The 20,588-nt window shown below is 68.0% G+C and carries 23 protein-coding genes; 11 read left to right on the forward strand and 12 right to left on the reverse strand.

Annotated features, from left to right (window positions below):
• Positions 1-81: 81 nt before the first annotated feature.
• The 4 genes from ACW18B_RS19700 to ACW18B_RS19715 form a co-directional block, all read right to left on the reverse strand.
• Entirely contained in the window at positions 82-1,113 is a 1,032-nt protein-coding gene (locus tag ACW18B_RS19700; protein WP_492048692.1) for a helix-turn-helix domain-containing protein, read from the reverse strand.
• 157 nt (positions 1,114-1,270) lie between these two features.
• Positions 1,271-3,535 (reverse strand): phosphoenolpyruvate--protein phosphotransferase, encoded by a 2,265-nt coding sequence (ptsP, locus tag ACW18B_RS19705; protein ID WP_492048693.1) that lies wholly within the window; start codon positions 3,533-3,535, stop codon positions 1,271-1,273.
• Between the two features lie 219 nt (positions 3,536-3,754).
• On the reverse strand, positions 3,755-4,219 hold the full coding sequence (locus ACW18B_RS19710; protein WP_492048694.1) for a glycine zipper 2TM domain-containing protein: 465 nt from the start codon (positions 4,217-4,219) through the stop codon (positions 3,755-3,757).
• A gap of 276 nt (positions 4,220-4,495) precedes the next feature.
• Positions 4,496-5,428 carry a DMT family transporter gene (locus ACW18B_RS19715; RefSeq protein ID WP_492048695.1) on the reverse strand — a complete coding sequence of 311 codons (933 nt, stop codon included), beginning with the start codon at positions 5,426-5,428 and terminating at the stop codon, positions 4,496-4,498.
• Positions 5,429-5,573: 145 nt separating this feature from the next.
• Here ACW18B_RS19715 and ACW18B_RS19720 point away from each other — a divergent pair, with 145 nt between their 5' ends.
• Positions 5,574-6,524 carry an alpha/beta hydrolase gene (locus ACW18B_RS19720; protein ID WP_492048696.1) on the forward strand — a complete coding sequence of 317 codons (951 nt, stop codon included), beginning with the start codon at positions 5,574-5,576 and terminating at the stop codon, positions 6,522-6,524.
• A 189-nt stretch (positions 6,525-6,713) separates the two neighbouring features.
• Positions 6,714-7,637 carry a CE1 family esterase gene (locus ACW18B_RS19725; protein ID WP_492048697.1) on the forward strand — a complete coding sequence of 308 codons (924 nt, stop codon included), beginning with the start codon at positions 6,714-6,716 and terminating at the stop codon, positions 7,635-7,637.
• A 6-nt stretch (positions 7,638-7,643) separates the two neighbouring features.
• Here the strand turns inward: ACW18B_RS19725 and ACW18B_RS19730 are convergent, their stop codons facing one another.
• Positions 7,644-8,108 (reverse strand): hypothetical protein, encoded by a 465-nt coding sequence (locus ACW18B_RS19730; RefSeq protein ID WP_492048698.1) that lies wholly within the window; start codon positions 8,106-8,108, stop codon positions 7,644-7,646.
• A gap of 186 nt (positions 8,109-8,294) precedes the next feature.
• Positions 8,295-9,542 (reverse strand): aspartate kinase, encoded by a 1,248-nt coding sequence (locus tag ACW18B_RS19735; protein WP_492048699.1) that lies wholly within the window; start codon positions 9,540-9,542, stop codon positions 8,295-8,297.
• Between the two features lie 205 nt (positions 9,543-9,747).
• Between ACW18B_RS19735 and ACW18B_RS19740 the strand changes: the two genes are divergently transcribed.
• The 7 genes from ACW18B_RS19740 to ACW18B_RS19770 all read left to right on the forward strand — a co-directional run bounded on the left by ACW18B_RS19740 (position 9,748) and on the right by ACW18B_RS19770 (position 14,318).
• On the forward strand, positions 9,748-10,278 hold the full coding sequence (locus tag ACW18B_RS19740) for an AbrB/MazE/SpoVT family DNA-binding domain-containing protein (protein WP_492048700.1): 531 nt from the start codon (positions 9,748-9,750) through the stop codon (positions 10,276-10,278).
• Positions 10,271-10,654, forward strand: coding sequence for a type II toxin-antitoxin system VapC family toxin (locus ACW18B_RS19745; protein WP_492048701.1), 384 nt, complete (start codon positions 10,271-10,273; stop codon positions 10,652-10,654). Before ACW18B_RS19740 ends, ACW18B_RS19745 begins: the two co-directional genes overlap by 8 nt.
• A 2-nt stretch (positions 10,655-10,656) precedes the next feature.
• Positions 10,657-11,415 (forward strand): bifunctional 2-polyprenyl-6-hydroxyphenol methylase/3-demethylubiquinol 3-O-methyltransferase UbiG, encoded by a 759-nt coding sequence (ubiG, locus tag ACW18B_RS19750; protein WP_492048702.1) that lies wholly within the window; start codon positions 10,657-10,659, stop codon positions 11,413-11,415.
• 35 nt (positions 11,416-11,450) lie between these two features.
• Positions 11,451-11,837, forward strand: coding sequence for a hypothetical protein (locus ACW18B_RS19755; RefSeq protein WP_492048703.1), 387 nt, complete (start codon positions 11,451-11,453; stop codon positions 11,835-11,837).
• A 121-nt stretch (positions 11,838-11,958) separates the two neighbouring features.
• A complete protein-coding gene (locus ACW18B_RS19760; protein ID WP_492048704.1) occupies positions 11,959-13,020 on the forward strand; it encodes a YMGG-like glycine zipper-containing protein in 1,062 nt (353 codons plus the stop codon).
• Positions 13,021-13,154: 134 nt separating this feature from the next.
• Positions 13,155-13,478 carry a glycine zipper 2TM domain-containing protein gene (locus ACW18B_RS19765; protein ID WP_492048705.1) on the forward strand — a complete coding sequence of 108 codons (324 nt, stop codon included), beginning with the start codon at positions 13,155-13,157 and terminating at the stop codon, positions 13,476-13,478.
• A gap of 168 nt (positions 13,479-13,646) precedes the next feature.
• On the forward strand, positions 13,647-14,318 hold the full coding sequence (locus tag ACW18B_RS19770; protein ID WP_492048706.1) for a glutathione S-transferase family protein: 672 nt from the start codon (positions 13,647-13,649) through the stop codon (positions 14,316-14,318).
• On the opposite strand, the gene ACW18B_RS19775 is transcribed toward ACW18B_RS19770, so the two are convergent.
• The 4 genes from ACW18B_RS19775 to ACW18B_RS19790 are packed head-to-tail and all read right to left on the reverse strand — an operon-like array spanning position 14,311 to position 16,648.
• Positions 14,311-14,745, reverse strand: coding sequence for a DUF1178 family protein (locus ACW18B_RS19775; RefSeq protein WP_492048707.1), 435 nt, complete (start codon positions 14,743-14,745; stop codon positions 14,311-14,313). The genes ACW18B_RS19770 and ACW18B_RS19775 overlap by 8 nt on opposite strands.
• 19 nt (positions 14,746-14,764) lie before the next feature.
• A complete protein-coding gene (locus ACW18B_RS19780) occupies positions 14,765-15,586 on the reverse strand; it encodes a carbon-nitrogen hydrolase family protein (RefSeq protein WP_492048708.1) in 822 nt (273 codons plus the stop codon).
• Positions 15,583-15,837: a glutaredoxin 3 gene (gene grxC, locus ACW18B_RS19785; RefSeq protein WP_492048709.1), complete on the reverse strand. Its 255-nt coding sequence runs from the start codon at positions 15,835-15,837 to the stop codon at positions 15,583-15,585. Before grxC ends, ACW18B_RS19780 begins: the two co-directional genes overlap by 4 nt.
• Before the next feature lie 28 nt (positions 15,838-15,865).
• Positions 15,866-16,648 (reverse strand): ComFC family protein, encoded by a 783-nt coding sequence (locus tag ACW18B_RS19790; protein WP_492048710.1) that lies wholly within the window; start codon positions 16,646-16,648, stop codon positions 15,866-15,868.
• Between ACW18B_RS19790 and ACW18B_RS19795 the strand changes: the two genes are divergently transcribed.
• A complete protein-coding gene (locus ACW18B_RS19795) occupies positions 16,647-17,567 on the forward strand; it encodes a methyltransferase domain-containing protein (protein ID WP_492048711.1) in 921 nt (306 codons plus the stop codon). The genes ACW18B_RS19790 and ACW18B_RS19795 overlap by 2 nt on opposite strands.
• Here ACW18B_RS19795 and ACW18B_RS19800 read toward each other — a convergent pair.
• Both ACW18B_RS19800 and mutT read right to left on the reverse strand, forming a co-directional pair.
• The gene (locus ACW18B_RS19800; RefSeq protein WP_492048712.1) at positions 17,546-17,863 is read right to left on the reverse strand and encodes a type II toxin-antitoxin system RelE/ParE family toxin; all 318 of its coding nucleotides are present in this window, start codon (positions 17,861-17,863) and stop codon (positions 17,546-17,548) included. The two genes, ACW18B_RS19795 and ACW18B_RS19800, sit on opposite strands and share 22 nt — an antisense overlap.
• 298 nt (positions 17,864-18,161) lie before the next feature.
• A complete protein-coding gene (mutT, locus tag ACW18B_RS19805) occupies positions 18,162-18,566 on the reverse strand; it encodes an 8-oxo-dGTP diphosphatase MutT (RefSeq protein ID WP_492048713.1) in 405 nt (134 codons plus the stop codon).
• Positions 18,567-18,974: 408 nt separating this feature from the next.
• Between mutT and ACW18B_RS19810 the strand changes: the two genes are divergently transcribed.
• Positions 18,975-20,429: a DEAD/DEAH box helicase gene (locus ACW18B_RS19810; RefSeq protein ID WP_492048714.1), complete on the forward strand. Its 1,455-nt coding sequence runs from the start codon at positions 18,975-18,977 to the stop codon at positions 20,427-20,429.
• Positions 20,430-20,588: the final 159 nt, after the last annotated feature.

A 20,588-nucleotide genomic window follows, 5' to 3' on the forward strand; every position in this document is an offset into this window, starting at 1 on the left:
CAAGGGCGTCCTTGGTCTCAAGCCCGCTTGTCAGCCGATTTCACGCCCTTGAGTATCCGCAAGGACGCCGGGGCCCGGACCTCAGCCGGCGGGCTGAGCCGGCGGCTTGATCAGCTTGCCCAACGCCGTGGTCTTGGCGGTGAGACGGCCGGTCATCACGCCGCCTGAATAGACGTCGAAATTCGCCGGATCGGAGACGTCGACGGACAGGCCCATCGGGCGCGGCGCGCTGAAGGCTTCGCCGGCGCTGAGCTGGCGGGCGAAATAGACCGAGCCGTCGGCCCCGCGCACCACCAGGGTGCCGCCCTTGCGGGCCAGGAGCACCACGCCCGAATTGTCGGCGGCGAGACCGCCATAGACCGCGCCGCGAGGCTTGAACGGCGAGCCCAGGGCGGCGACATGGGCCGCGTCGACCACGGTCTCGCCTGAGGCGGCGGCGGCGCGGGCCTTGCTGGCGGCATTGGCGGCGTCAGCCGAGCCGCCATTGGCGGCGGCGTCGTCGAGACCGGGGGTCTTGTAAGGCTCAGGCGTGGTGGACTCGACCGGGGCCGGCAGGGGCGCGCCCAGCGACACCGCCGAACCGGCCGGGGCCGAAGCCGAGCTCGGGGCCGAAGCATTGGCGGCGACCTGGCTGACGGGAACGTCCTTTTCCATGGCGCGACGCGCCACGTTCCACAGCAGGATCGCGCCGACCAGCAGCATGCCGGCGGCCAGCACCAGGGCCAGGCGCGGATCGCGTTCGTGACGCACGCCGACCGGGGCGCGCAGCGGCTCGCCCTCATCGGGCACGTCGTTCTTGAAGCGCAGCACGGCGGCCTCGCCGTCCAGGCCCAGCAGATTGGCGTAGGCGCGGACATAGCCGATGGTGAACGGACGCGAGGGCAGCTCTTCCAGCCGCAGCTCTTCAAGCGCGTCGATATAGCTTTGACGGATGCGCGTGGCGTCGGCCACGTCCTGGGGGGTCAGCCCGCGGAAGGTGCGCGCGGCGCGCAGGGCGGCGCCGATATCAGCGCCCTCGTCGACCGATGGCTGGCCGACCGCCACGAAGCCCTCATCGGGTTCGACGTCGGAAACCAGATGCAAGTGTCTCACACTGCCCGTATCCAGCGCCATGTCGGCCCATTCACCCCAAAAAAATCGCGTAACGCGCGAGCGTTACGCCCCACCCTGCTCCGTATGGCACGAAGCGTTTAACAATTCATTGTGGATATCAAAGTAAGTCACGGGATTCAATGCACTAAGCGGCCAAGCTTGGTTAAGAGGCCGGATATCACACCGCGACGTAAAGCTTTCGCGCGAGGGTTTCGATCTCTCCCCGGAGCGATCCGGCCGAGCCTTTCAGCAGGGCTTCGACATTGCGGCGGGCGGCTTCACGGTCGCACGACAGCACCATCTGCTTGACCGGACCGATGCCGGCCGGCGGCATCGACAGGCGATCAAAGCCCAGGGCCACAAGGGCGAAGGCCTCCAGCGGCCGCCCCGCCATCTCACCGCACACCGACACCGGCGTCCCCGTGTCGGCGCAGGCCTGCTGGATGGTCTTCAAGGCCCGCAGCGCCGACGGCGACAGCGGATCATAGCGATCCGCCATCTTCGGATTGCCGCGATCGGCGGCGAACAGGTACTGCATCAGGTCATTGGTGCCGACCGACACGAAGTCGGTCATCGGCAACAGTGCGTCCAGATGCCACAGCAGCGACGGCGCCTCGATCATCGCCCCGACGTCCAGACGGGCCGGCGCCGGACGGCCGCGCTTCAGGGCCCAGGCCACTTCCAGATCGACAAAGGCGCGGGCGGCGCGGAACTCGTCCACATTGGCCACCAGCGGGAACATGATCCGCAGCTCGCGGCCCTTGGAGGCCTTGATCAGGGCGCGGATCTGCATGCGCAACAGGGCCGGACGGTCCAGACCCATGCGGATGGCGCGCCAGCCCAGGGCCGGATTGTCCTCGCGCTCCATCTCCATATAGGGCAGCAGCTTGTCGCCGCCCAGGTCCAGGGTGCGGAAGGTCACCGGCATGCCGTTGGCGGCTTCCAGCACCTTTTCGTAGAGCGCGGTCTGGGCCTCCAGGCGCGGCATCTCCTCGGCGACCATGAACTGGAACTCGGTGCGGAACAGGCCGATGCCCTCGGCCCCGGTCTCGCCCAGAATGTCCAGATCGACGGCCAGGCCGGCGTTCATCAGCAGGGTGATCTTGCCGCCGTCCTTGGTGAAGGCGGGCGTGTCGCGCAGCCTTGCGAACTCGGCCTTGCGCTGGGCGCGAACCTCCATCCGGGCCTGCAGCGACTTGACCACGTCGGGACGCGGGCGAAGCCAGGCCTCGGCGGTTTCGGCGTCGACCACAACGGGGTCGCCCTCGCTGACCCGGTCGCGCAGGCCGGCCAGGCGACCCACGCAGGGGATGTCCAGCGCCCGGGCGACGATGCCGGCGTGGCTGGCGGCCGAGCCTTCCTCCAGCAGGATGCCCTTGAGCTTGGTGCGGTCATATTCCAGCAGGTCGGCGGGACCCAGGTTCCGCGCGATCAGGATGGCGTTGTCGGGCAACTGGCGCACGGCGTGCACATCGCCCGACAGGTGGCGCAGCAGCCGGTCGTTGAGGTCTTCCAGATCGTGCAGACGTTCGCGCAGATAGGGATCACGCGCCTGGCCCAGGCGGGCGCGGTGCTCGGAGCGCACGCGCTCCACCGCCGCCTCGGCGGTCAGGCCTGAACGCACGGCCTCTTCCAGGCCGCGATTCCAGCCACGGTCGTGGGCGAACAGCCGGTAGGTGTCGAGCACCTCATAGGAGGCGCCGACCAGGCCGCCCTGGCCGTCCAGCATCTCGTCGATCTGGCTCTGCAGGGCGGTGATCGCCACCTGCAGCCGAGCCTCTTCGGCCACGGGATCGTCAGCCAGCAGTTGCTCGGGCGCCACCGGCTGCTCGTGCAGCACGGCCACGCCATAGGCCAGACCCTCGGCGAAGCGCGCGCCCTTCAGCCGCTCGGGCTTGTGGGGCGCGATCTCGACGTCTTTCAGCTCGTCCAGGCCCAGCAGTTCGCCGGCGCTGACCATCTCGGCCAGGACCATGGCGATGATCTGCAGGTCCTCGACCTCCTCGTCGCCATAGACCCGCTCGGTGCGGTTCTGGACGACCAGCACGCCGATCGAGCGGCCGCCGCGCAGCAGGGGCACGGCCAGGAAGGCGTGATAGGGATCTTCGCCGGTTTCCGGGCGATAGGCGAAGGCCGGGTGGTGCGGCGCGTCCGACAGGTTCAGCGGCCGGCCCAGACGCATGGTCTCGCCGACCAGGCCCTCGCCGGGCTTCATGCGGGTGACGTGGACGGCTTCAGGAGCCAGGCCTTCGGTGGCGAACAGTTCCAGATCGCCAGAGGCCCGGCGCAGATAGATCGAGCAGACCTCGGCCACCATCGAGATGGCGATGGTGCGCACCACCATGTCGAGCTTGGCCTGGGCGGGGCCGCCTCCGGCCATGGCCTCGCGAATCTGCCGAAGCAGACTGCGGGGTCCTCGAACGGCGATGCCGGATGCCGCCATGAGCTGTTGCGCTCTCCCTCTGTCCGCAGCGATCTAACCCGACTCAAACCAACAGGGGTTAAGAAGCCGCTTGCGCTCTCAGCGCGCTATAGCAGATTTCGCGCGCCTGACAGCGGTCAGCGCCCTCCGAGGCAAAGATTGTCTCGCCCGGCACGCGAAAAAGCGCCGCCCTGCAAGAAAGGGCGGCGCAAGTCTTCGCCATAGGATCGGGATCAGGACCTAGCGGCGGTTGTCGTGGCCATAGCGGGCGTCGTAGCGCGTATTGTAGCTGTTCTGGCCGTAGCGGTTGTCGCCATGCTGGCCGTAACGGGTGTCATAGGCGTTCTGGCTGTAGCGGTTGTCATAGCCGCCTTGGCCATAGCGCTGATCGCGGACCTGATAGCCCTGACCGTAGCCGTTATAGGTCGGACGGCTCTGATAGCTGTTGCTGTAGCGACGATCGTTCTTGTCCGTGCCCGACGAGGCGCCGATGGCGGCCCCGGCGATGGCGCCGATCGCGATGCCGCCCTTGTCGCCCTTCGACAGGGCCGCGCCGGCGATGCCGCCGATCAGGGCGCCGAGGATGGCCTTTTCGGTCTTGTCGCTCTTCTGGTTGTGACGCTCACCCGCGAAGGCGCCCGAGGCGGGAACGATCATGGCGGCGGCGACAGCGGCGGCGATCAGGGTCTTGGAAACGGTCTTCATGGCGTGGCTCCCTTCGAGAAGCGTCGCTAGGTCCGGATGTCCGGTGCGGCGCTGTTGGGACCTTTGTCGCAAACGGCGCTTGAACCCGATCTGAACGGCGACGTTCAGGTTCCGGTCATGTTGCCCTCATAGTCCGTCTTCCCGGCGAATGCCGGGATCCAGATCGAGCCCGGAGAGGTTGGCTGGCCTGGTCAGGCCTCAGGGCGCATCATCCCAAGACGCTCAGGCTGGATCTGGGCCCCGGCTTTCGCCGGGGAAACGGAGAAACGGAAACTCTTAAGCCGCCGCTGGCCGGTGCAGCGACACAGACCACAGCACCCCGGCCAGCATCAGGGCGATGGCCAGGCTTTCCAGCGGCCGGGGCCAGCGGGCCTCGTGAAGAAAGCCGTACAGCAGGGCGAACAGGGTCTCGAACACGATCAGCTGGCCCGACAGGCTGAGCGGCAGCAGCTTGCTGGCCGCGTTCCACAGACCGTTGCCGATCACCGAGGCGCCCAGGGCCACGGCCAGGCTGACGCCCCAGAACAGGGCCCAGGCGCTGGAGTCGTGGGCCGCCCCGGCCAGGGCGAAGGCCGGGACGATCAGCGCCAGCGACAAGGCGCCGGTGACCACCCCAGTCAGCAGAGACCACTCATGGCTGTTGAACTGCGGCGTCGCCGCCAGCCGGCGGGCGTTCCACACGGCGTAGAGCGTCCAGCAGGCCAGGGCCAGGACCGCGCCCATCACGCCCAGGATCAGGCGCGGAACCGGCGCGCCGTCGCCGCTGCGAAACACGTCGACATTGATGCAGACGACGCCGGCCGCCAGCATCGCCAGCGGCGCGGCCAGCCGGCGCAGCGGCACGCCCTCGCCCGGTCTGGCCCCGACCAGGGTGACGGTGACCGGCAGCAGGCCGATGATCAGCGACGCCGCCGCCACCCCGGCGTTCTGCACCGCCACGGCCAGGCCGACATAGTAGATCAGATTGCCCAGCAGGCTCAGCCCGGCCAGATCGCGCCAGTCCTTGCCGGTCATGCGGCCAAACACCGTGCGCGCCGCCGGGGCCAGCAACACCAGCGAGGCCAGGCCATAGGCCAGATAGCGCCCGGCGGTCATCTGCAGCGGCGTGAAGTCGGCCAGCAGCAGCGGCGCCAGGAACACCCCGCCCCAGAAGGCGCCGGCGATCAGGCCGCACGCCAAGCCTAGCAGGAGGTTGCGCGGGTGGGTCATGGTTTCCGGGCTATCAGGCGACGCGGCGGCTGGCGCGGCGAAAACACCCGAAACCGGGACGAAATCGCGCTTTTGCCTGCGACGGAACCGCCGGACCGCGTCGTTTAGGGTGCAGTTGTTCGCGTCCCATCGCCTGGAGTCCGCCATGACCGCTCGCGCCGTCGCCCTGCCCGCCCTGCTGGCGGTCGCCCTGACCTTCAGTCTGGTCGGCGACGGCCTGGCCCAAGGGCGGTTCCAGGGGCCGCTGCGCAAACGGATGGCCCAGCGCCTGGAGGCCAAGCGCGCCCAGGAGGAACGCCCGATCGACCTGGCGACCATCGCCCCCGGGGCCCGCAAGATGACCGTGGCCTATGGCGGCGATCCGGCCCAGCAGATGGACGTCTATCTGCCGCCGGCTGCGGCCGGAACGTCCCTGAGCGGCGCTCCGGTCATCGTCATGGTCCACGGCGGGGCGTGGAAGATCGGCGACAAGGCCAATACCAGTTCGATCGAGAACAAGCTGAAGTTCTGGCTGCCCCGGGGCTACATCCTGGTCAGCGTCAACTACCGCATGCTGCCCACGGCCATGGCCTATGAGCAGGCCAAGGACGTGGCCCAGGCGCTGGACCTGACCCAATCGCGCGCCAGGACCTGGGGCGGCGATCCCGACAAGATCATCCTGATGGGCCACTCGGCCGGGGCCCATCTGGTGGCCCTGCTGTCGTCGGCCCCGTCGATGGTGAAGCACAGATGGGGCGGCACGGTGGTGCTGGACTCCGCGACGATGAAGGTGTCCGAAACGATGAAGGGCCGGCATCCGGCCTTCTATGACGAGGCGTTTGGAACCGACCCGGCCCAGTGGGCCAAGGCCTCGCCGATGGACCAGTGGACCCCGAACGCCGTGCCGATGATGGCGGTCTGTTCCACCCGCCGCCCCGACAAGCCGTGCGACGACGCCCGCGCCTTCCAGGCCCTGGTCCAGCGCAATGGCCGCGACATGCCCGTCCTGCCCCAGGACCTGACCCATGCCGACATCAATCGCACCCTGGGCCTGCCGGGCGCCTACACCACCGCCGTGGACGCCTTCATCCGGGCGCGGCTGGGGCCCCCAAACTAGAGCAAGGCGCGTGAAATCAGACTCACGCGCCTTGCTCTAGATTTTTGTTTTCGCATCGTTCTTGCGGAAAACCGGCGTCCACTTTTCCCCACGATGCTTTTGGGCCCCAACCGACGCTCAACCCCGATCCGGGTTTACTCCCCCGCGCCGCGCCCTAAGGTCGCCGGATCACAAGCTCGAGGGGCGTCCATGTTGAAACTTGTCTCCGAGCGCTGGCTTCTGGCCCTGTGCCTGCCTCTGGCCCTGCTGGGCTGGAGCCCTCACGCCCTGGCCGCCCCTTGCGCCGTGGGCGCGCCAGGGGTCACCGAACGGGTCGCGCTGGGCCAGACAGGCCGCCCCTTGCTGCTGCACAGGCCCTCGGGCCTCAAAGCCGCCGCCCCGGCCCCTTTGCTGATCCTGCTGCATGGCAGCGGCGGGACCGGCGCCCAGATGCTGAAGGCCTCGAAACTGGAGGCCACATCGGACCGCTCAGGGTTCATCGTGGTCGCGCCCGACGCGGGCATTGCGGCCGGCCGGGGCTTCGTCTGGAACATCCCCGGCGTGCCCACCATCACCGGCAAGATCCCGGACGCCTCCGACGCCGACGACGTGGCCTATCTGGCCCAGATCGTCGACAGCCTGGCGGAGGACGGCTGCGTCGACCGCGCGCGGGTCTATGTCACCGGCCTGTCGGGCGGCGGGCGCATGGCCTCCTGGCTGGGCTGCGTGGACGCCGGGCGCTACGCCGCCATCGCCCCGGTGGTCGGGCTGCGCGCCGGCAATCCCCGGGGGGACAATCCGCAGGAGCCCGATCCAGCCACCTGCACGCCCGACCGCCCCATGCCGGTGATCGCCTTCGCCGGCGACAAGGACACGGTCAATCCCATCGAAGGCGGGGGCGCAGGCTATTGGCAATATACCCTGCACGCGGCCGAGCAGCGCTGGGCGGCGCTCAACGGCTGTCAAAACGCTCCGACCACGCAGTGGGTCGCGCCCGGCGTCTATGAAGAGCGCTATTCCGGATGTCGCAATCAGGCCGACGTCGTGGGCCGGGTCACCGTGGGCGGCGTCCACACCTGGCTGGCCGACAACGACGCCCTCTGGGCCTTTGTGTCGCGCTATCGCCGCGACTGAGGCGCCTCAGCCGTGCCCCGGCTGGGCCAGGGGTTCGGAGGCATCCTCGACCAGACGGCGAGCCTGTTCCAGGGCCGCGTCGATATCGTCCTCGATGAACGCGACCTCAAGATCGGTCAGGGGGTGCGGCGCGGCGATGGTCTCGCGCAGATAGGCGCGCTTTTCGGCTTCGGTCATCGACCACCAGCCCACGGTATGGCCTTCCTCGATCACCGCGTCGCCCATGGCCAGCAGGTCGTCGGTGTCGAAGATCGGCTGACCCGGCTTTTCCGGGAACCATTGGCCATCGTCCGGCAGGGCCTGGTCCAACTGCTTGAGCAGCTTGGCCAGCCACGGGCTGATCAGCAGGGGCTTTTCATAGCCGTCACCGAACTTGGCGCGCAGCAGCAGATCATAGATCAGCTCCAGCCCCTCCTCGCCTTCGAAGGTGACGGTCTTGGCGGCGGGATCGAACTTGAAGACGTCGGACATGGGGGACTCTCGGGGGCTGCGCGCCTTCATAACGTCGGAACACGACGTCTAGGCAACTGCAAAGCGGTGCGTCCTTCGAGGCCCGCTAAAGCGGACGCCTCAGGATGAGGGAATTTAAACAACCTATCCTCATCCTGAGGTGCGAGCCACGGGCGAGCCTCGAAGGACGCACCGCGGCTCAGCAAATCAGAGCTGATCCAGCCCGTACACCGCGTGCAGGGCGCGGACGGCCAGTTCGGTATAGGCGGAGTCGATCAGCACGCTGATCTTGATCTCCGAGGTCGAGATGACCTGGATATTGATGTTCTTCTCGGCCAGAGCCGCGAACATCGACTGGGCGACGCCGGCGTGGCTGCGCATGCCCACCCCGATCACCGACACCTTCGAGACGTCCTCGTCGATGGCCACGGCCTCGAAGCCGATCTCCTGGCGGGCGGCCTCGACGATCTCGACGGCGCGGGCGGCGTCGCGCTTGCCGACCGTGAACTCCATGTTGGCGGTCGCATTGGTGCGGGCCCGCGACTGGACGATCATGTCGACATTAACGTTGGCGTCGGCCAGACGGCCGAAGATCTGCGAGGAGACGCCCGGGTGATCGGGCAGGCCCAGCAGGGTGATCTTGGCTTCGTCGCGGCTATAGGCGACGCCCGAGACGATGCGCTTTTCCATGATTTCTTCCTCGTCGCAGACGATCGTACCTTGGCCGGGGGCTTCCCCGGGTTCGACGAAACTCGACAGCACCCGCAGCGGGACGCGATGGGCCATGGCCATCTCGACCGAGCGGGTCTGCAAAACCTTGGCCCCCAGCGAGGCCATTTCCAGCATTTCTTCGTAGGAGATCTTGGCCAGGCGCGTGGCCTTGCGCTCGATCCGCGGGTCGGTCGTATAGACCCCGTCCACGTCGGTATAGATGTCGCAGGCGCCCTTGACGGCGGCGGCGATGGCCACGGCGCTGGTGTCCGAACCACCCCGGCCCAGCGTGGTGATGCGGCCATCGGACGTCACGCCCTGGAAGCCGGCGATCACGGCGATCTGGTCGGCCGCGAAACAGGCCTCCAGATTGGCCGGCGGGATATCCTCGATACGGGCGCGGCCGTGAGCGGTGTCGGTCAGGATCGGCACCTGCCAGCCCAGGAACGAGCGGGCGTCCAGGCCCATATTGCGCAGGGTCATGGCCAGCAGGCCGGCGGTGACCTGTTCGCCCGACGCGACGATGGCGTCGTATTCGTCGTCCGACTCGGGCAGGCCCGGCGCGGCGCGGCCGGCGCCGTCGGTCCAGGCGACCAGTTCATTGGTCTTGCCCGACATGGCCGAGACCACCACCGCCACCTTCTTGCCGGTCGCGACCTCGGCGGCGACCAGACGGGCCACCCGCCGGATGCGCTCCAGGTCGGCCACCGAAGTGCCGCCGAACTTCATCACCAGACGAGACACGCCCTACCCCTCGAAACCTAAGGTCAATTCTTGCGTCGCGGCGGCCACAACCTCGTCGGCCGCGCAAGCCCCGGCCTTCTAGCGGCGAGGACGCGCAACGGCAATGTCGCCAATGCGTCTTTTTCGTCACGGCAGGGCGGCAATTGACTCCCCGGCGCAACCTGACTGACTATCTATCTGTCGAAATTCACGCCGGAGGGTCGCCGTGACGGTCCCGATAACGCCTGAACTCGAGAGGCTGCTCGCCGGCCAGAAGACCGTGGCCGGAAAGATCCGCGCCCTGGCCGCCGCCGGCTACCCCCGCGCCGAGATCGCCCGGATGCTGGGCAAGCGCTACCAGCATGTGCGCAACGTGCTGGAGGAGCCGAAGGCGGCGAAGGCTGCGGCCCAGCCCGCGCGGCAAGGCCTGGCCGAAGGCGACGCCGGTGCGTTCGTTCATGACCGGCCCAAGACCTATCGTCTTGAGGTCAGGAACGGGTCGGTCACCTTGCCGCCTGAAGTCCTCGAAGCGCTCGGCGCGGGGCCGGACGGGGTGATCGTCGCCGAGCTGGAAGGCGAATTCTTCAAGATCGTCAGCGTTCAGGAATCCGTGCGCCGAATCCAGGCGCGGCTACGTCCCTATGGGCGACCGGGCGTCTCGGTCGTGGATGAGCTCATTGCCGACCGTCGCCGCGAGGCCGCCAAAGACGATCGCGAATACGACGAAGGGCGCGTGCGGAATCGCCGTGATGACTAGGGTCGTCCTGGATTCTTCGGCGATCCTGTCTGTATTTCTCGAAGAGCTCGGCCGTGAGGTCGTGGTCAGTCATTTTTTCCAGGCCCTCACCTGTTCAGTGAACCTGACAGAGGTCGTCACCAAGATGATTGATGAGGGGGTCTCGCTGTCTGATATCGACGACACCGTATCGGGGTTGTGTGGCCGCATCATCGACTTCGACCGCGAGCTCGCCATCCAGGCCGGCCGCCTCCGCGCCGACACCCGCCACAAGGGTCTCTCGCTGGGCGATCGCGCCTGTCTGGCCCTGGCGATGCGCGAGAAATTGCCGGTGATGACCGCCGATCGGGCCTGGAGCGATCTGGACCTTCCGGTCGAAGTGGTGCTGATACGCTGACCATGACCCAGACCGACACCGCCGCCCCCTCCTGGAGCATCGACCCCGCCGACGTCGCGCGGTTCTCGGCCATCGCCGCCGAGTGGTGGGACCCCAAGGGCAAGTTCGCGCCGCTGCACGTGTTCAATCCCTGCCGGCTGGCCTTCATTCGCGAGCAGGCGCTGGACCGCTTCGGGCGCGACAGCAATGCGCGCGCACCGTTCGAGGGCCTGACCCTGCTCGACATCGGCTGCGGCGGCGGCCTGCTCAGCGAACCGATGGCGCGGCTGGGCTTTGGCGTCACCGCCATCGACGCCTCGGAAAAGAACATCAAGACCGCCGCCACCCACGCCGCCGAACAGGGGCTGGAGATCGGCTATCGGCCCGCCACCGCCGAACAGCTGCTGGCCGAAGGCGCGGGTCCGTTCGACGTGGTGTTGACCATGGAGGTGATCGAGCATGTCGCCGATCCGGGCGCCTTCCTGCGCACCTGCTCGCAGTTGCTCAAGCCCGGCGGGCTGATGATCGTCGCCACCCTCAACCGCACCCTGAAAGCCCTGGCCCTGGCCAAGATCGGCGCGGAATATGTGCTGCGCTGGGTGCCCGCCGGCACCCACGACTGGAAGCAGTTCCTCAAACCCGAAGAGCTGCGCGCCTTCCTGGCCGGCGAGCCGGTGCAGATGCAGGGCCCGTTCGGCGTCACCTACAATCCGCTGAGCGGCCGCTGGAGCCGCTCCAGCGATTGCGACATCAACTACATGATGACCGTCACCCGGGACTGATGTAATCTTGGGTTGCGCAAACCCTGGAGTGGCCGATGTTCCTGCCTTTGCTGGTCCTTCTGGCCTCCAGCCTGCCCGGCCCGATCCATGGCGACTTCGATCATGATGGCCTGGCGGACACGGCCCAGATCAGCCGGACCGGGCGTGACGTCTATCATCTGGAAATCACCCGGGGCGCGGCGCCGGGCCAGCCCGTCCGCCTGCCCCTTCATCTTTCGCCGCCGGACTATTTCAAGCTGGCCCCCGCCCAGAACGGCGTGGCGACGGCCTGCGGCAAGGGCCTGGGTCCGCAAGGACAGCCCTGCCCCCGTCCGAAGGTCGATCTGCGGCAGGGCGATCTGCTGTTCGGCTCTGCCGAAGCCTCGGAGGCGGCGGTTCTCTGGAACGGCCAGACATTCCAGATCCAGTGGCTGAGCGACTGAAGGGCTGAGCGCCAAGCGGAACCTTCACCCTCGCCGAGGCTTTCCTCGGCACAGGAACACGTGAAGGATTGGCGGCCCGCGGGGCGAGGACGTCGGTTCGACCCATCGAACGGAGACATCCATGACCCTCAACAAGCATATCGCCATGCTGCTGGCGACCACCATCGCCTGCGGCTCGGCTGTCGCGCCGGCCCTGGCCCAAGGCACCGGACAGTCCGCCAGCGCCCAGGCCAACTATCAGGATCGCCTGGACAACTACCGCGACCAGCGCGTGACCTACGACAACCAGATGGCCGACTACGACGCCAAGCAGCGCGCCTATGAAAAAGACCGCGCCAAGTACGACCAGGCCCGTCGCGACTATGACCGTCGCTATGGCGCGGGAGCCTATGACCGCCGCTATCCGCAATACGCCACCCGCTATTCCACGCCGACCTATCGCGACAGCGCCGCCTATCGCGCCGAGCAGGCCGCCTTCGAGCGCGACCGTGCGACCTATGAGCGGGACCGCCGCAACTATGACCGCCGCTACGGCGTCGGGTCCTATGATCGCCGCAACCCGACCCTGGCGGCCCGCTTCGACATTTCCGGTCGCGGCTATGCCAATACCGGTTCCTACGACGCCCAGCGCGAACAGTATGACCGCGACCGCGCCGCCTATGAGCGCGCCCGGATCGACTATGACCGTCGCTATGGCTCAGGCGCGTATGATCGCCGCTATCCGCAATATGCGCCCCGCTACAGCGCGCCCTATGCCGGCAATTACAGCGCCAACACCTCGTACACCGAGCCTTGCCGTCAGGATCCCAAGAAGAACGCCGTCATCGGCGGTGTGATCGGCGCCCTGGCCGGCGGCGTCGTCGGCTCCAACGCCGCCGCCCGCAACGCCAAGCCGGAAGGCACGGTTCTGGGCGCCCTGGTCGGGGCCGGCATCGGCGCCGCCATCGGCAACGCCTCGAACAACAGCCAGGCCAACGCCAGGTGCGACACCCGCGGAACCTACTGGACCTATGACGAGACGGTTCCGTATCGCGAGAACGTCTATAACGGCGGAACCTATACCAGCCGCGGCGACGCCCGCTGCCGCCTGGCCCCGGCCCCGACCGAGTACAATGGCCGCACCGAGACCCGCTATGTCCGCGTGTGCCCTGACGTCGACGGCCGGTTCCGAGTCGAAGGCTAAAACCTGGCGGGCGTGAGGCCTTCAAAAAGCCTCGCGCCAAGCTCTACTGTCGGGATCCTGACCTTGAGCGAACCAAACCGCGATCCGCGCGTTTGCTCGACCGGGGCAATTAGAGATTCAAATCGGAGGACGCCATGCGCGCCCACACTAAAGCTATTATCGCCGCCATTACCCTCAGCTTCTCCATCTCATCCGTGGCCGTCACCGCCGCTGAGGCCCAGCAAAAGCACAAGGGCGAACGCTATCGCGTCACCGTCTGCGACAAGGTCAAGGGCAAGAAGGGCACCGTCATCGGCGGCCTTACGGGCGGCGCGCTCGGCGCGGCCGTGGCCGGTAACGGCGCCAAGACCGAAGGCGCGATCCTCGGTGGCGTCGTCGGCGCGGTGGCCGGCAACCAGATCGCCAAGAGCAACGAGAAGAAGAACCGCAAGTGCCACTATGAGTACCGCTACCGCTAGGCCACTGACCTAGCGCCAGACAGAACGCCCCGGTGAAACCCGGGGCGTTTTGCGTTTCGGGACGAGCGGCGGGTCTTGACGACGCCCCCTCACGCCGAAATTCTGGCGTCTGTCGGACATCGGCCTGGGCGTGCGTCCTTGGGACGGCCCACAGCCAGGAACCGCTCCATGAGCCCCACCCTCACCGCTTTCAAGAGTTCGCCCGATCGCGGGCGGGGTCTGGCGCGCGACATGCCGGTGCGCTGGGCGCTGGAGGAAGTGGGCCGGCCCTATGACGTTCGTCTCGTCACCTTCGATGAGCTGAAAACCGCCGCCCATCGCGCGCTGCAGCCGTTCGGGCAGATCCCCTCCTACGAGGACGGCGATCTGGCCCTGTTCGAGTCCGGCGCCATCGTGCTGCACATCGCCCAGAGCCATGCGGGTCTGCTGCCCGACGCGCCGGGCGCCCGGGCCCGCGCCATCACCTGGATGTTCGCCGCGCACAGCACGCTGGAGCCGCCGATCGTCGAGCGCAGCATGGCCCTGATGCTGGATCGCGACAGGCCCTGGCACGCCGAGCGCCTGCCCCTGCTGGAGCAGCGCGTCCGCGACCGGCTAAACGCCCTGTCCGCCCGCCTGGGCGACGCCGACTGGCTGGACGGCGGCTTCAGCGCCGGGGACCTGCTGATGATCAGCGTGCTGCGCCGGCTGAACGGGTCAGGCCTGCTGGAGGACTGTCCCAACCTGATGGCCTATGTCGCCAGGGGCGAAGGGCGGCCGGCGTTCAAGCGCGCTTTCGCCGATCAGCTGGCGGTGTTCAACGCGGCGTCGGACGCGGCGTCATCGCCGGGACTCAGTTGATCTCGGTCTTCTTGGGCGCAGGCGGCGGCAGGGGCGCGACCTTGACGCCGTCCTCGATCAGGGCCTTGGCCTCGGCGGGGGTGGCCTGGCCGTAGATGCCACGCTCTTCAGACTTGCCCTCGTGGATGGCGCGGGCCTCCTTGGCGAAGGCGTCGCCGACATTGTCGAAATTATCCTCGACGTGGCGGCGCACCTCGCCCATCGCCGTCATCATCATCTCGCGCATCTTGGGATCGACGGACGGGGCGGCGGCCTGGGCCTTGGTTCCGGCCACGGCGGGCGACATGATCTGCTTGGACACCGCGTGCGAGTTGCAGACCGGGCATTCGACGAGGCCGCGCGCGCTCTGGTCGTCATAGTCCGACGACGAGCCGAACCAGCCTTCAAAGGCGTGGTCCTGGTCGCAGTGAAGCGCGTACTTGATCATGATCTGAAAATGGGGTGGGTCACGGCCCGGTAAAGGCGCGGGCGTTCTTGAGGGCGGGGATGGCCGCGCGCGCCTTGGGCGCGGCGTCCAGGTCGAGATCGGCCACAAGCACGCCGGGCTGATCATGGTCAAGCTGACCGATCACCTCGCCCCACGGCCCGACGATGATCGAGTGGCCCCAGGTGCCGCGGCCGTCCTCGTGCAGACCGCCCTGGGCGGGGGCCAGCACGAACGACCCGGTCTCGATGGCCCGGGCCCGCAGCAGGATCTCCCAATGGGCCGCGCCGGTCGGACGGGTGAAGGCGGCCGGGACCGTCAGGATGGTCGCGCCCTTCAGGGCCAAGGCGCGATAGAGGGCGGGAAAGCGCATGTCGTAGCAGATGCTCAGGCCCAGCACGCCCAGCGGCGTCTCGACCACCACCGCCCGGTCGCCGGGCTCATAGGTGGCCGACTCCCGCGCGGTCTCTCCCGTGGGGAGGTCGACATCGAACATGTGCAGCTTGTCATAGGTGGCCACGATCGAACCGGTCGGGTCGATCACCGCCTGACGGTTGGCGGCTTTACCGTCCTCGCGCCTCACCAGGGCCGAGCCGATGTCGATCCAGACGCCCAGCTCGGCGGCCAGGTCGCGCAGGCCGCGCACGACGCGGTCGTCCTCCAGGCTCTGGAGGGCCGGCAGCAGCCGGGCGCGGTCCTTCTGCAGGACATTGGTCCCCTCGGGCGTCACGATCAGCTGCGCGCCCTGGCCAGCGGCCTCCCGCACCAGCGGCGCCACATGGGCCAGGGCCGCCGCATGGTCGGCCGGGGTCCGCGTCTGGATCAGGCCGACACGCAGGGTCATGCGCTGAGCAGGGCGTCCAGCTTGCCGGCCCGCTCCAGGGCCATCATGTCGTCGCAGCCGCCGATATGCTTCTCGCCGACGAAGATCTGCGGGAAGGTCGTGCCGCCGGAGCGGTCCATCATTTCCTTGCGCAGGGCCGGGTCCATGCCGGCTTCGATTTCCGTGAAATCGGCGCCCTTGTCGCCCAGCAGCTTCAGGGCGCGGGCGCAGTAGCCGCAGAACGGGCGGGTATAGATGGTGACCTTGGCCATGGGATCTCAAATCTCTCCTTCTCGACCCTCATATAGGACGGGCCTGGATTTCTGTAACGCGCGCGACGACCGCAAGGGTCACTTCCGCCGCTCCGGCCGCTTTTAACGCCCGCGCGCAGCCCTCGGCTGTGGCCCCGGTGGTCAGAACATCATCGACCAGCACGATCCTGCGACCGATCACCCGGTGGCGATGCGACTCAGGCACGACAAAGGCGGCGGCCACATTGCGTCGCCGCCCCGAGGCCGACTTGCCACCCTGGCTGTCGGTGTCGCGCCGCCGCACCAGGGCGTCGGGCAGATAGGTCGCGCCGCTCAGTCTCGCCAGGGGGCGGGCGATCTCGGCGGCCTGGTTATAGCGCCGGCGCAGCAGGCGGCCCGGATGCATCGGCACCGGGGCGATGGCGTCGGCCTCGTCCAGAAGCGGGGCGGCGGCGCGCGACAGCCAGCGGGCGAACAGGCCTGACAGATCGGTGCGGTCGGCGTGCTTGAGCTTGAGGATCAGGTCACGCGAATGTTCATCATAGACGCAGGCGGCCCGGGCCCGCGAAAACGCCCGGGGCCGCGCCTGGCACGGCGGACAGTGCTGGACCTCGCCGCTGTCGAACGGCTGGGCCAGGCCGCAGCCGTCGCAGACCGGATCATCCAGAAAGGTCACTCGGCTCCAGGCCTGGGCCGACAGTCCGCCGCTCAGGGCCGGGTCGCCCTCCAGAGTGCGCGGCGGCAGGACCACATCCAGCAGGCCGCGGCCCAGGGCGATAAAACGCGGACCGCCTTTCCATAACCGCTGCAAGTCGCCATGTTCCGCGCTCATGACCGCCTCGCCTCTCCTTTTCGACCGCGCCCTTCACAAGGCCCGCCTCGACCGCGCCGCGCCCGACTATGTCAGCGCCGACTTCCTCAAGCGCCGAGCGGCCGAGGATGTCGTCATGCGGCTGGAAACGATCCTGCGACGCTTTCCGGTCGCCGTCGATCTGGGATCGAGAAACGGCGCTTTCTCGCGGGCCCTGGCGGCCAGCGACGCGGCCGAAAAGATCGACGTCCTGTTCGAGACCGACCTGTCGGCCCGCATGCTGGCGGGACGCGGCGGCCTGCGCGCCGTGGCCGACGAGGAGCGCCTACCGTTCGGCGATGACAGCCTGGATCTGGCGGTCTCGACCCTGGCCCTGCACTGGACCAATGACCTGGTCGGGGCCCTGATCCAGATCCGCCGCGCCCTGCGCCCCGACGGCCTGTTCATCGGCGCCCTGTTCGGCGGCGCCACCCTGACCGAGCTGCGTCAGGTGCTGCTGCAGGCCGAGGACGAGATCAGCGGCGGCGTGGCCCTGCGCGTCTCGCCCTTCGCCGACGCCATCGACGCGGCGGGCCTGCTGCAGCGGGCCGGCTTCGCCCTGCCGGTGGCCGACGTCGACCGGGTCAAGGTGCGCTATGGCCATCCCATCGAGCTGTTGCGGGACCTGCGCCGCATGGGCGAGACCAGCGTGCTGCTGGACCGCTCGCGCAAGCCGCTGTCGCGCCGCGTGCTGGCCCGGGCCATGGCGCTGTATGTCGAACGCTTCGCCGAAGCCGACGGCAAGGTGCCGGCGACCTTCGAGATCGTGGCGGTGACGGGATGGGCTCCGCATGAGAGCCAGCAAAAGCCCCTGCGCCCCGGCTCGGCCAAGATGCGGCTGGCCGATGCGCTGGGAACCACCGAACAGTCGGCGAGGGATCACCCCAGAAACGTGGAATAGTCCTGATAGGGGGCCTTCACGAAGATCACATCCACGACGCCAGACGTCGTGGAGCCGGGTGGGTCGCCGGAAACGTCAAAGTGGATCTCATAGCCACCGCGCGTGCTGCACTTTCGGCCGCCGGTCGGCGGAAATACCGGATAGCGCAACGGATCCCGCCGAAGGCTTTTGAGACCATCTCTCACGGCGTCGAGCTTCCTGCGCGCTTCGGCGCCCGCGCCGGGCTGCGACAGCCACAAGGCAATTTCACGTAAGTCGGCCTGAGCGTCAGCGGAAAGCCGGAGACGATAGGCCAAGACGAGCGTCAGGCCTTCGCGCCGGGGGTGTGCAGGCTGTCGAGGAAAGCGTCGACCCGGTCACCCTCGATAGAGTCGCCAGCGGCGATCTGGGCCCGGCCTCTCGCCATACGTTCAGCATCGGACAGCCGGTGGCGCGTTTCGGCGGAAGAGGACCCAGCCTCAGTCGGCGGCAAAGACGGGGAAACGGTCTTGGGACGTGTCATCTGGACCTCGAACGTCAATATAGCACGAAGCGCAGATTTGTCATCGCAGCGCCCGCCTTGCCCAAGCGGGTCGAGATCCCCCCAAAAGGCCCTCACAGCAGATCGCGCAGCCAGGCCACCAGCGGCACGTCGGCCGGCGGCATCGGATAGTCCGCCAGCTTGTCGGGTTTCACCCAGGCCATGGCCTCATGCTCCTTGCGCGTCACCAGCCCCTCCCAGCGACGCAGCAGATACAGCGGCATCAGCAGGTGAAAGGTCTCGTAGGTGTGCGAGGCGAACACGAACGGCGCCAGGCAGGCCTGGGCCACCTTGATGCCCAGCTCCTCGTCCAGCTCGCGGATCAGGCACTGTTCGGGCGTCTCGCCGGGCTCGACCTTGCCGCCGGGAAACTCCCACAGCCCGGCCAGCGACTTGCCCTGCGGCCGCTGACAGATCAGCACCCGGCCATCGACATCGATCAGGGCGGCGGCGGCGACAAGGACGATGGGCTTGGTCATGGCAGCGGGTTTGGCGTGGGGCGGCCAGACTGACAAGGGGGTGAACACTCGCCCCCTCCGGATGCTGCGCATCCTCCTCCCCCGGAGGGGGAAGACGAAACGCGCCGACCTCATCTTCCCCCTCCGGGGGAGGAGCGCGTCAGCGCGGAGGGGGCCAGTGGCCGACAGGTCCAACCCCGCCCCTTGACTTCGCACCTGCAATAAACGATGTAGGCCATGCGCCATAAGGCGCTATCGGCGCTCCAGTCGCGTGAAGGTCCGTTTTTCGGACCAGCCTGTCGAGCGCCATGAAACGTCCATAAGACCGCCCGGGCCACGCGGGGCGCTCCCCAACCGACCCGTCCCATGGACGAGCCGCGCGAGGACCGCGCGCGCCGTCATGGGCTCTGTCTGAAAGACACCCCCATCGTGACTCAATTTACCGATCTTGGCCTGGCCAAGCCGCTCCTGAAGGCGCTGACCGACAAGGGCTACACCACCCCCACCCCGATCCAGGCCCAGGCCATTCCGCTGGTGATGACCGGCCGCGACCTGCTGGGCATCGCCCAGACCGGCACCGGCAAGACCGCCGCCTTCGCCCTGCCGATCCTGCACCGCCTGGCCGAAGACAAGAAGCCCGCCCCGCGCCGCGGCTTCCGCTGCCTGGTCCTCTCCCCGACCCGCGAACTGGCGACGCAAATCGCCGACAGCTTCCGTGATTATGGCAAGCACATGGGCCTGACCGTCGCCACCATCTTCGGCGGCGTGAAGTACGGCCCGCAGATGAAGGCCCTGGCGGCCGGCGTCGACGTGGTCGTGGCCACCCCGGGCCGCCTGATGGACCATCTGGGCGAAAAGTCCGCCCACCTGAACGGCGTCGAGATCTTCGTGCTCGACGAAGCCGACCAGATGCTGGACCTGGGCTTCGTGGTGCCGATCCGCAAGATCGCCAGCCAACTGCCCAAGGAACGCCAGAACCTGTTCTTCTCGGCCACCATGCCCAACGAGATCGGCAAGCTGGCCGGCGAGTTGCTGAAGAACCCGGCCCAGGTGTCGATCACCCCGCAGGCCACCACTGTCGAGCGCATCGAGCAATCGCTGATCTTCATCGAGGCCCAGCGCAAGCGTCCCCTGCTGGCTGAACTGCTGGCCGACAAGGCCGTGGAACGCTCGATCGTCTTCACCCGCACCAAGCGCGGCGCCGACCGGGTGGCCAAGTATCTGGTCGCCAGCGGCATCGAAGCGGCCGCCATCCACGGCGACAAGACCCAGGGCCAGCGCGAGCGCGCCCTGGCGGCCTTCAAGGCCGGTCAGGTCAAGGCGCTGATCGCCACCGACATCGCCGCCCGCGGCATCGACGTCAACGACGTCAGCCACGTGTTCAATTTCGAGCTGCCCAACGTGCCGGAATCCTACGTCCACCGCATCGGCCGGACCGCCCGCAAGGGCAAGGAGGGCATCGCCATCAGCTTCTGCGCCGATGACGAGCGCACCCTGCTGCGCGACATCCAGAAGGCCACCCGCCAGACGATCCCGACCTTCGATCGCCGCAACGACAAGAGCCTGGCGGCCGCAGCCGCCGTGGCCGACAAGCTGGCGCCGCCGGAGAAGTACGTCGATCCGCGCCGCGCCGACCCGCGCAACAACGTGCCGGCCGAACTGCGCCGCCAGCGCAACCGTCCGGCCCGCGGCGGTGACGCCGGCAAGGGCGGTGGTCAAGGCCAAGGTCAGGGCCGCAACGGCAATGGCGGCGGCGGTCGCAACGGCGCCGGTTCGAACCCCTCGGCCAAGCCGGGCGGCGGTGATTTCCGCGGTCCCAAGCGCGGCGGTGGCGGCGGTGGCGGCGTAACGGCGGTCGAGACCCGCTGGACGCCGATCGACTAGCATCGCGCCTCCCCAAATTGGGTTTTAGGGGGCCGCAAATCTGAAATTATGTGACTGAAATCACGGCCATTTTTACTCGCACGAGTAGAGGTGGCCGTTTTTTTTGGCGCAGCGTCGATTTGGGTGCGACGCGGCGGCGCAGCGGGGCATTGAAGCCTT

It is taken from the genome of Caulobacter sp. FV2ps19 (assembly GCF_058681035.1).

Coding starts and splice junctions, on each gene's coding strand:
- ACW18B_RS19755 (WP_492048703.1), top strand. CDS start 11,451: ATGTTCCTGCCTTTGCTGGTCCTTCTGGCCTCCAGCCTGCCCGGCCCG.
- ACW18B_RS19710 (WP_492048694.1), bottom strand. CDS start 4,219: ATGAAGACCGTTTCCAAGACCCTGATCGCCGCCGCTGTCGCCGCCGCC.
- ACW18B_RS19730 (WP_492048698.1), bottom strand. CDS start 8,108: ATGTCCGACGTCTTCAAGTTCGATCCCGCCGCCAAGACCGTCACCTTC.
- ACW18B_RS19775 (WP_492048707.1), bottom strand. CDS start 14,745: ATGATCAAGTACGCGCTTCACTGCGACCAGGACCACGCCTTTGAAGGC.
- ubiG (WP_492048702.1), top strand. CDS start 10,657: ATGACCCAGACCGACACCGCCGCCCCCTCCTGGAGCATCGACCCCGCC.
- ACW18B_RS19780 (WP_492048708.1), bottom strand. CDS start 15,586: ATGACCCTGCGTGTCGGCCTGATCCAGACGCGGACCCCGGCCGACCAT.
- ACW18B_RS19725 (WP_492048697.1), top strand. CDS start 6,714: ATGTTGAAACTTGTCTCCGAGCGCTGGCTTCTGGCCCTGTGCCTGCCT.
- ptsP (WP_492048693.1), bottom strand. CDS start 3,535: ATGGCGGCATCCGGCATCGCCGTTCGAGGACCCCGCAGTCTGCTTCGG.
- ACW18B_RS19765 (WP_492048705.1), top strand. CDS start 13,155: ATGCGCGCCCACACTAAAGCTATTATCGCCGCCATTACCCTCAGCTTC.
- ACW18B_RS19770 (WP_492048706.1), top strand. CDS start 13,647: ATGAGCCCCACCCTCACCGCTTTCAAGAGTTCGCCCGATCGCGGGCGG.
- ACW18B_RS19715 (WP_492048695.1), bottom strand. CDS start 5,428: ATGACCCACCCGCGCAACCTCCTGCTAGGCTTGGCGTGCGGCCTGATC.
- ACW18B_RS19795 (WP_492048711.1), top strand. CDS start 16,647: ATGACCGCCTCGCCTCTCCTTTTCGACCGCGCCCTTCACAAGGCCCGC.
- ACW18B_RS19790 (WP_492048710.1), bottom strand. CDS start 16,648: ATGAGCGCGGAACATGGCGACTTGCAGCGGTTATGGAAAGGCGGTCCG.
- ACW18B_RS19745 (WP_492048701.1), top strand. CDS start 10,271: ATGACTAGGGTCGTCCTGGATTCTTCGGCGATCCTGTCTGTATTTCTC.
- ACW18B_RS19760 (WP_492048704.1), top strand. CDS start 11,959: ATGACCCTCAACAAGCATATCGCCATGCTGCTGGCGACCACCATCGCC.
- ACW18B_RS19720 (WP_492048696.1), top strand. CDS start 5,574: ATGACCGCTCGCGCCGTCGCCCTGCCCGCCCTGCTGGCGGTCGCCCTG.
- mutT (WP_492048713.1), bottom strand. CDS start 18,566: ATGACCAAGCCCATCGTCCTTGTCGCCGCCGCCGCCCTGATCGATGTC.
- grxC (WP_492048709.1), bottom strand. CDS start 15,837: ATGGCCAAGGTCACCATCTATACCCGCCCGTTCTGCGGCTACTGCGCC.
- ACW18B_RS19700 (WP_492048692.1), bottom strand. CDS start 1,113: ATGGCGCTGGATACGGGCAGTGTGAGACACTTGCATCTGGTTTCCGAC.